At 36.0% G+C, this 6,729-nt stretch carries 7 protein-coding genes, 3 pseudogenes and 1 riboswitch; of the genes and pseudogenes, 5 read left to right on the top strand and 5 right to left on the bottom strand.

Annotated elements, in window-relative coordinates:
- Together BR02_RS0112600 and BR02_RS15210 are read left to right on the top strand one after the other, a co-directional pair.
- Window positions 1-275: ATP-binding protein (locus BR02_RS0112600; RefSeq protein WP_031517634.1), on the top strand; the 275-nt coding region annotated here is incomplete at its 5' end.
- 93 nt (window positions 276-368) lie between these two features.
- On the top strand, window positions 369-608 hold the full coding sequence (locus BR02_RS15210; RefSeq protein WP_084171049.1) for a hypothetical protein: 240 nt from the start codon (window positions 369-371) through the stop codon (window positions 606-608).
- A 58-nt stretch (window positions 609-666) separates the two neighbouring features.
- On the opposite strand, the pseudogene BR02_RS15320 reads toward BR02_RS15210, so the two are convergent.
- Window positions 667-756 (bottom strand): annotated as a pseudogene (locus BR02_RS15320) (hypothetical protein); the annotation flags it as partial.
- A 95-nt stretch (window positions 757-851) separates the two neighbouring features.
- Here BR02_RS15320 and BR02_RS14520 point away from each other — a divergent pair.
- A pseudogene (locus tag BR02_RS14520) lies at window positions 852-1,938 on the top strand (IS3 family transposase); the annotation flags it as partial.
- Window positions 1,939-2,215: 277 nt separating this feature from the next.
- Here BR02_RS14520 and BR02_RS0112585 read toward each other — a convergent pair.
- From BR02_RS0112585 to tenA, 4 genes are all read right to left on the bottom strand, one after another.
- The gene (locus BR02_RS0112585) at window positions 2,216-3,238 is read right to left on the bottom strand and encodes an ABC transporter substrate-binding protein (RefSeq protein WP_031517633.1); all 1,023 of its coding nucleotides are present in this window, start codon (window positions 3,236-3,238) and stop codon (window positions 2,216-2,218) included.
- The gene (locus BR02_RS0112580; protein WP_031517631.1) at window positions 3,228-3,977 is read right to left on the bottom strand and encodes an ABC transporter permease; all 750 of its coding nucleotides are present in this window, start codon (window positions 3,975-3,977) and stop codon (window positions 3,228-3,230) included. The genes BR02_RS0112585 and BR02_RS0112580 overlap by 11 nt, the downstream gene beginning before the upstream one ends.
- Window positions 3,977-4,744 carry an ABC transporter ATP-binding protein gene (locus tag BR02_RS0112575; RefSeq protein ID WP_031517628.1) on the bottom strand — a complete coding sequence of 256 codons (768 nt, stop codon included), beginning with the start codon at window positions 4,742-4,744 and terminating at the stop codon, window positions 3,977-3,979. The genes BR02_RS0112580 and BR02_RS0112575 overlap by 1 nt, the downstream gene beginning before the upstream one ends.
- A gap of 64 nt (window positions 4,745-4,808) precedes the next feature.
- Complete coding sequence (gene tenA, locus BR02_RS0112570) at window positions 4,809-5,495, bottom strand: thiaminase II (RefSeq protein ID WP_031517626.1); 687 nt, start codon at window positions 5,493-5,495, stop codon at window positions 4,809-4,811.
- Window positions 5,496-5,598: 103 nt separating this feature from the next.
- Window positions 5,599-5,697: riboswitch (TPP riboswitch) on the bottom strand.
- 51 nt (window positions 5,698-5,748) lie between these two features.
- Between tenA and BR02_RS0112565 the strand changes: the two are divergent.
- Window positions 5,749-6,353, top strand: a pseudogene (locus tag BR02_RS0112565) (IS3-like element ISBsp3 family transposase); the annotation flags it as partial.
- Window positions 6,354-6,474: 121 nt separating this feature from the next.
- The coding region (locus tag BR02_RS14515) for a helix-turn-helix domain-containing protein (protein ID WP_034639542.1) at window positions 6,475-6,729 on the top strand (255 nt) is incomplete at its 3' end.

Below are 6,729 nucleotides of genomic sequence, written 5' to 3'. Positions count from 1 at the left end.
AAAAATATGACTTGGTTGTGGCAGATGAATTAGGGTACATATCCTTTGATAAGGAGGGTTCAGAGCTATTATTTACACATTTATCTCTAAGAGCTGGTAGAAAGTCGGTTATTATCACAACTAACTTATCATTTGATAGATGGGATGAGATTTTTCAAGACCCAGTGATGACAGCAGCTATGATTGACCGCCTAACTCATAAGGCCTACATAGTCAATATGAACGGCAATTCATTTAGGCTAAAGGAAACGAAACAGTGGATTGAGCAACAATAATTTTTTTGACCCAGGTGGTGTAGTTTTTAATTATATTTTGGTGCAGTTTTCAGTTGACAGATACATATAGTAGCAACTTTTATAAATCTTTATATGTATAAAGTAGGAAAAGACTATAGACTTGCTATGGCAATGGGGTTATCATTTACGGCATTGACACTCTGTGCAGAACATAGCCTTATATCCAATTGGGTAAAAGGTGAAGATTGGTCGGCTTTATTAGATGTTGTACCTACTATGGAAAAGGCGTTATGGATTCTAACAGTTGTTTGCATTTTACTAAATATAGCACCTATATTTTTAGAACTAAAAAATAAAAAAATAATTACTTAGTTTCGCTGAACTGAACCCTATTTTGTAGACAGTTTAATAAAAAGCGATATAGTTGCTCTTATGCTGCGATTAGATGACTTCGGTAGGTTGCCGGGGTCATCTTATTTAATGTCCATTGCTTTCTTGTATGGTTGTAATGATTCATATACTCTACGACTAGTGTATGGATAGGTTACACTTAGTTGGACAGATTCGTTAAGGTCATCTAAACTTAATACAATAAAAGTCGGAGGAGTGTCTAGAATGACCAGAAGACCAAGAAGATCATTTACAAAAGAATTTAAACAACAAGTTATCCAACTTTATTTGTCAGAAAAAACCACGAGCTGAAATGATAAAAGAATACGAATTAATGCCTTCGACGTTCGATAAATGGGTTCGCCAGCACAAAACAAGTGGATCTTTTGAAGAAAAAGATAATCGAACATCTGAACAGGAAGAGCTGATTCGTCTTCGTAAAGAAAACCAAAGACTTGCGATGGAAAATGATATGTTAAAGCAAGCCGCGCTGATAATAGATTGATGCGTAAATGTGATTCGAAATAACAAATACAAATACTCGATATCAGCAATGTGTGACGTCCTACAAATTCCACGAAGTACCTACTATTATGAAGCTAAAATACGTGATAATCAAGACGATGAATTATCCGAATTAATTGTTAAAATCTTTAAAGATAGTCGCGACATTTACGGTCAAAGAAAAATTAAAAAAGAACTATAAAAGCTAGGCTTTAAAGTTTCACGCCGCCGAATTGGTAGAATTATAAAAGCGCAGGGACTTGTTTCTAAATATACGGTAGCACAGTTTAAACCTAATAAATCATAAGTAAATGAATCTGAAATCGGAAATAAGTTGAACCATGAATTCACTCAAGATACAGAGTTAAAAGTTGTTGTCAGTGATTTAACATATGTGCGGACACAGAATAATTGGCATTATATTTGCGTGTTAGTCGATCTATTTAATCGAGAAATCATAGGTCAAAGTTCTGATCCACAGAAAGATTTAGCTCTAGTTCAAAAAGCGTTCGCTTCGGTTAAATACAATCTAAATCACCTTCAATTATTTCACACAGATCGTGGGAGTGAGTTTAATAACCAGTTAATTGACCAAGCCTTAGAAGCATTTGGCATTGAACGATCATTAAGTGATAAAGGTTCTCCCTATGACAACGCAGTAGCTGAAGCAACGTTTAAGACGATCAAAACAGAGTTCGTGAATGGACGAATATTTACAAGTCAAGAAGAGCTAGAATTAGAATTATTTGATTACGTCAATTGGTTTAACAATATTCGCATCCATGGTTCACTAGATTATTTAACACCAACAGAATACAAGCACAGTTACAAGCAAACTAATATGACAAGCACCACTTTACTTGGAGAGGCGGGCTGTGATAGCCTTTTACGCCATAGCCAGCGTTGTTTGTTTAGGTTGGCTGACAAGGCTATCGAAATCATGCCCGCAGAGGCTCCGAGTCAAGTGATAAAATAAAATTACTATTTTCATGAAGAACACTAATCGTGCGCGGTAAAACAGATCAATACACCTTATAAAATTTATTCAGTTTAGTGTTGACATACCAAACTCATTAAAAACTAAGTTATGGTTCAATTGAAATAATAAGGTCATCAATATTTGGTACCTCATCAATTAATCCATATTCTTTTAGCCATTTTGCTGTTACCTCCCATGATTCCTTTTCTTGGTTAGCAAAACCTGCTTCAGATTTCATTTTTGGGAGTAAAATGTTCATACTTTCAGTTTCGACCTCTTTATCCAGAGGGAAATTTGCCTCATCTTGGTTGCTTAATAAAATATCTAAAGCTTCTTCTGGATTATCTATCATATCGTCAAATCCTTTACGAGCAGCCCGCCAAAAGGCTTTGATTGTTTCTTGATTATTTTCCCACGTTTCGTCACTCGTTACCGCAACAACTTCATAGTAGCTAGGCACTCCGTAATCTACTGGGTTAATATAATCAACCTCGTATCCTTGACTACGCAATAAAGGTACTTCATGGTTGACGAACATTCCACTAACGGCGTCGACTTGTTCAGAGATTAAAGAAGAACCTAATTCGAATTCAACGTTAATCATTTCAAGCTCATCATAGTTCCCACCATCATGTTCAACGATCGTTTTGACTAACGCTTCATTAATTGGAATACCAGGGTAACCAACTTTTTTATCGACTAATTCTTTTGGTGAATGAATTGGATTATCTTCTCGATATACGACGTGGTTTAATGGTTCACGAACGACTGCCGCAACGGCTTTAATTGGAATATCTTCATTCGCCTTCGCCATTATAACATCTGGCTGATAATAAAGGCCCATCGTTACTTTTCCAGAAGCGGCCAAGGTTAATGGATCTGTCGGATTCGCTGGGAATTGAAATGTAACAACGATATTTTCTTCCTCAAAATATCCTTTTTCCTGGGCTACATATAAATAACTATGTACAGCATTTGGATACCAATCTAACATAATCGAGACGGTTTCTTTTTCATCATTTGTTGTTGACTCTCTAGCATCCTTGCTCTCTGTTTCATCTTCATTGCAAGCAACGAGCATCAATATTGTTATTAACATAAGGGAAAATAGCATCATTCTACTTCTCATCATAAACTCTCCATTTCATAAAAATTTTTTCTAAAAAAACGACAATAGCAAATAACAGCATACCTATTAATGATAAGATGACAATCGGAGCAAATACACCGGCTCCATCAAATTGAGTCATCATTCGACGGCTAAAATAACCTAACCCTGCTTGAGCTCCTAGCCATTCACCAATAGCAGCTCCAATCACACTCATCGGTACGGCAACTTTCATACCTGAGAAAAATGAAGGTAAAGCAGAAGGTACTTCAAGTTTAAAAAAGATTTGTCTTTTATTAGCTCCCATGGATTGTAATAATTCTTTTAATTGATAATTCGTTGAACGAAAGCCATCGAAAGTGCTGACTGTAATCGGGAAAAAGGTAATAATAATTGTGACGACTACTTTACTCCAAATCGAATAGCCAAACCATAAGACGAAAATTGGAGCAAGTGCAATGATCGGAATCGTCTGAGACATTATTAAAATTGGATAAAACATTTTTTCTAAACTTTTAAATAGATTCATACTAATTGCTAAACTAATACCTAATACAATTGAAATAGATAGTCCGATTGCAATGACGCTTAATGTAATAGGCAGGTGATGTAACAATAATACTTCTTTCAGTTCCCACAAGGTCCATACAATATCTGTAGGTGTAGGTAAGATGAAACTTTTATCCACCATTCGTGCACCGATTTCCCAGATCGTTAGCAATATCAATATAAATATGAATGAACTGATAGAATTTCGCATCATGACATCCTCGTTCTGAACTGTTCGATTAGTTGATTTTTTAATAATATGACTTCTTTTTTATCTAAATCATTCCTAGTGCGTGGTCTATTTAATGGAACTTCAATCGAGTGTAATGAAGTAATCGGCGTTTCTTTTACGATATAGACTCGATCTGATAAAAACAACGCTTCGGATATATCGTGTGTAATGAATAAGATGGTCGAATGTTGTTTTTCCCATTGTTCTAATAACCATTCTTGCATATACATCTTTGTCATTGCATCTAGGGCGGAAAATGGCTCATCGAGTAAAAGAATATCAGATCCAGATAAAGTTGCCCGCAAAAATGAAACCCGCTGTTTCATACCACCAGATAATTCGTGGGGGTATTTGTCTTCGTATCCTTCTAGTCCAAACTCTTTTAGAAGTATCTGCACTTGTTTATCGTCACGTTTCCTTTTAATTTCAGGAACGAGCTGGGCATTTTGTCTAATAGTTCTCCAAGGCATTAGCAAATCTTGTTGTGGCATATAGCCGACTTTTCCAAATCGAGATTGTTCAATACGTCCATTTAAGTAAATATCGCCCTCATTAGGTTGTTCAAGACCGACGATTAATCGGAAAATGGTGGACTTTCCTGAACCGCTAGCTCCAACGATGCTGACGAACTCTCCTTTTGGAATCGAAAAAGTCAGTTTATTTAAAATAGGTCTTTCATCGTGTCCTCGTCCATATTGAAAAGATACTTCGTCAAATTTAATTGCAGTTTTATTTTCTTGAGACATATATTTACTCCTTACATGAAGGCGGAGATGTATTGAAGTCTTCTCCGCATCAATCGTTTATCAATTAAACGTTAGCTAATTTTGATACTGGCCACATCGAAATATTTTCTGCCATATCCCAAAACATATACTCAAAGTAGCTCGTTTTAATAAATATGCCTTCTAACTTATCTAACTCATGTTCGGGCTTACCTTTAGCAATTTCATTGATTAAATGGATACAGTCATCAGCAATTTTCGTAAAGCCTTCTGATGAGTACATTTTTACCCAGTTGCCATACAATTCATGATCTAATGCACCTGGCCACTTAGCTAATTCCTTTCCGATCCAGTTGTAACTCCAAGCACACGCAAGGACTGCTGCGACTGCGTTTTCAACTCCACCGAGTTGTGCTTGGCTAATCATATAACTTGTATAAGCTGTCATCGCTGATGAGGGTTTCGTTGCTTCTAATGCTTCATTAGAAATACCAAATTTCTCAGCATATTCACGGTGTAAATCCATTTCAAAGTTCATTGTACCGTGTAGCAAATTAGCGAAAATTGTCATCGTTTTCAAATCGTTTGCTTTCGTAGCACCTATAGCAAAAACACGTGAATACTCGATTAAATAAACATAGTCTTGCTTCATATAATGAATAAACTTTTCTTTGTCTAACGTACCTTCTCCAATCCCTTTAACGAAAGGGTGCTCTAAATAACTGTCCCAAACGGGCTTTACTTTCTCAAATAAACGATCCGTAAATTGCATGTATATTCTCTCCCTATTTTATTATTTGAATAATGAACCAAAAAAACCATTCCTACAAGCGTAAGGAATGGTTTACAATACACAACAAAAATTAAGATAGTTGTTTTGTCCGCCATCACTTCCCTACGCTAGTATGACCTAGATCAGGTTCAAAGGGTCAAGACATGTCTTTCTCAGCAATATTGCTCCCCTAGTGATTCATTTATTCAGTTACTTATAGACAACCATAAAGTAAAGGTATTGTCAAGTGTCTATGTTTTTTAAGCGATCAAAATCACGGTTATTCATCAACGATTCGTCTATTTCCTCTAAAAATGAACATCAACACAGACAAATTGAAACGAATCCAAATGTGGCATCTGTTTCAGATCGCTCAATTCAATATACAGCTGAGTTTAAATTTAAGGCTGTTCAGGAAAATTTAGCAGGAAAAGGCCCAGCTCAAATCTTTAGAGTAGCTGGATTTGATTTAGAAATCATTGGATTAAAGAGAGCTCAGAGTGCATTGAACCGTTGGAGGTCTACCTATAAAACATTTGGTGAACAAGGTTTTCTAGAAGAGCGTCGTGGGAAAGGCAGCACAGGTCGTCCGCGTGCTGAAAAACTATCAGCTTACAAAAAATTAGAGAAGGCTGAAGCACGTATTCGACTTTTAGAAGCTGAGTTAACACTTCTAAAAAAGCTCGATGAAATGGAAAGAGAGGCGAAGAAGAGACAGTTCTAACACCAAGAGAAAAATACCAAGCAATCAATGAAACAATTCGTCTGTATCAACTAAAAAATATGACACGCTATTTATGCCAAGTCGCGAATATCAGTCCAAGCGGCTATTATAAATGGCTTCAAAATGCAGAAAAATGATGCACTTCGTGAAGATGCTTGTAATAAAATAAAAGTACACCAGGATAATAATTGAAAAATACACCACTAAAAAGTAAAATACCCTCTGTAAATAACTTTATGGAGGGAGCAAAACGGAGTGATAACTTTGAGTGAAAAGCAGCATATTGTTATCTCCGCTTTTAGAGATGGGAAATCATTAAGAGCAATTTCCAAAGAAACTGGTATCAATAGGCGGACTGTAACCAAATATGTGCGGGATTATGAAGAAAGGCGTAATCAGCTATTACAAGCAGATAATAACATTGATGTAAAAGAATTAACTGACTATATAGTTGAAAAGCCTAAATACAACAGTGCTAACCGAAGTAAACGAAAGCTAACTGATGAGATT

This window comes from Desulfofalx alkaliphila DSM 12257, assembly GCF_000711975.1.
Lineage (GTDB): Bacteria > Bacillota > Desulfotomaculia > Desulfotomaculales > Desulfohalotomaculaceae > Desulfofalx > Desulfofalx alkaliphila.
This window is presented reverse-complemented; position numbering and strand designations above follow the sequence as displayed.

Excerpts from the sequence above, each read along its gene's own strand:
- BR02_RS15210 (WP_084171049.1), top strand. The coding sequence starts at position 369 with ATGTATAAAGTAGGAAAAGACTATAGACTTGCTATGGCAATGGGGTTA.
- BR02_RS0112585 (WP_031517633.1), bottom strand. The coding sequence starts at position 3,238 with ATGAGAAGTAGAATGATGCTATTTTCCCTTATGTTAATAACAATATTG.
- BR02_RS0112580 (WP_031517631.1), bottom strand. The coding sequence starts at position 3,977 with ATGCGAAATTCTATCAGTTCATTCATATTTATATTGATATTGCTAACG.
- BR02_RS0112575 (WP_031517628.1), bottom strand. The coding sequence starts at position 4,744 with ATGTCTCAAGAAAATAAAACTGCAATTAAATTTGACGAAGTATCTTTT.
- tenA (WP_031517626.1), bottom strand. The coding sequence starts at position 5,495 with ATGCAATTTACGGATCGTTTATTTGAGAAAGTAAAGCCCGTTTGGGAC.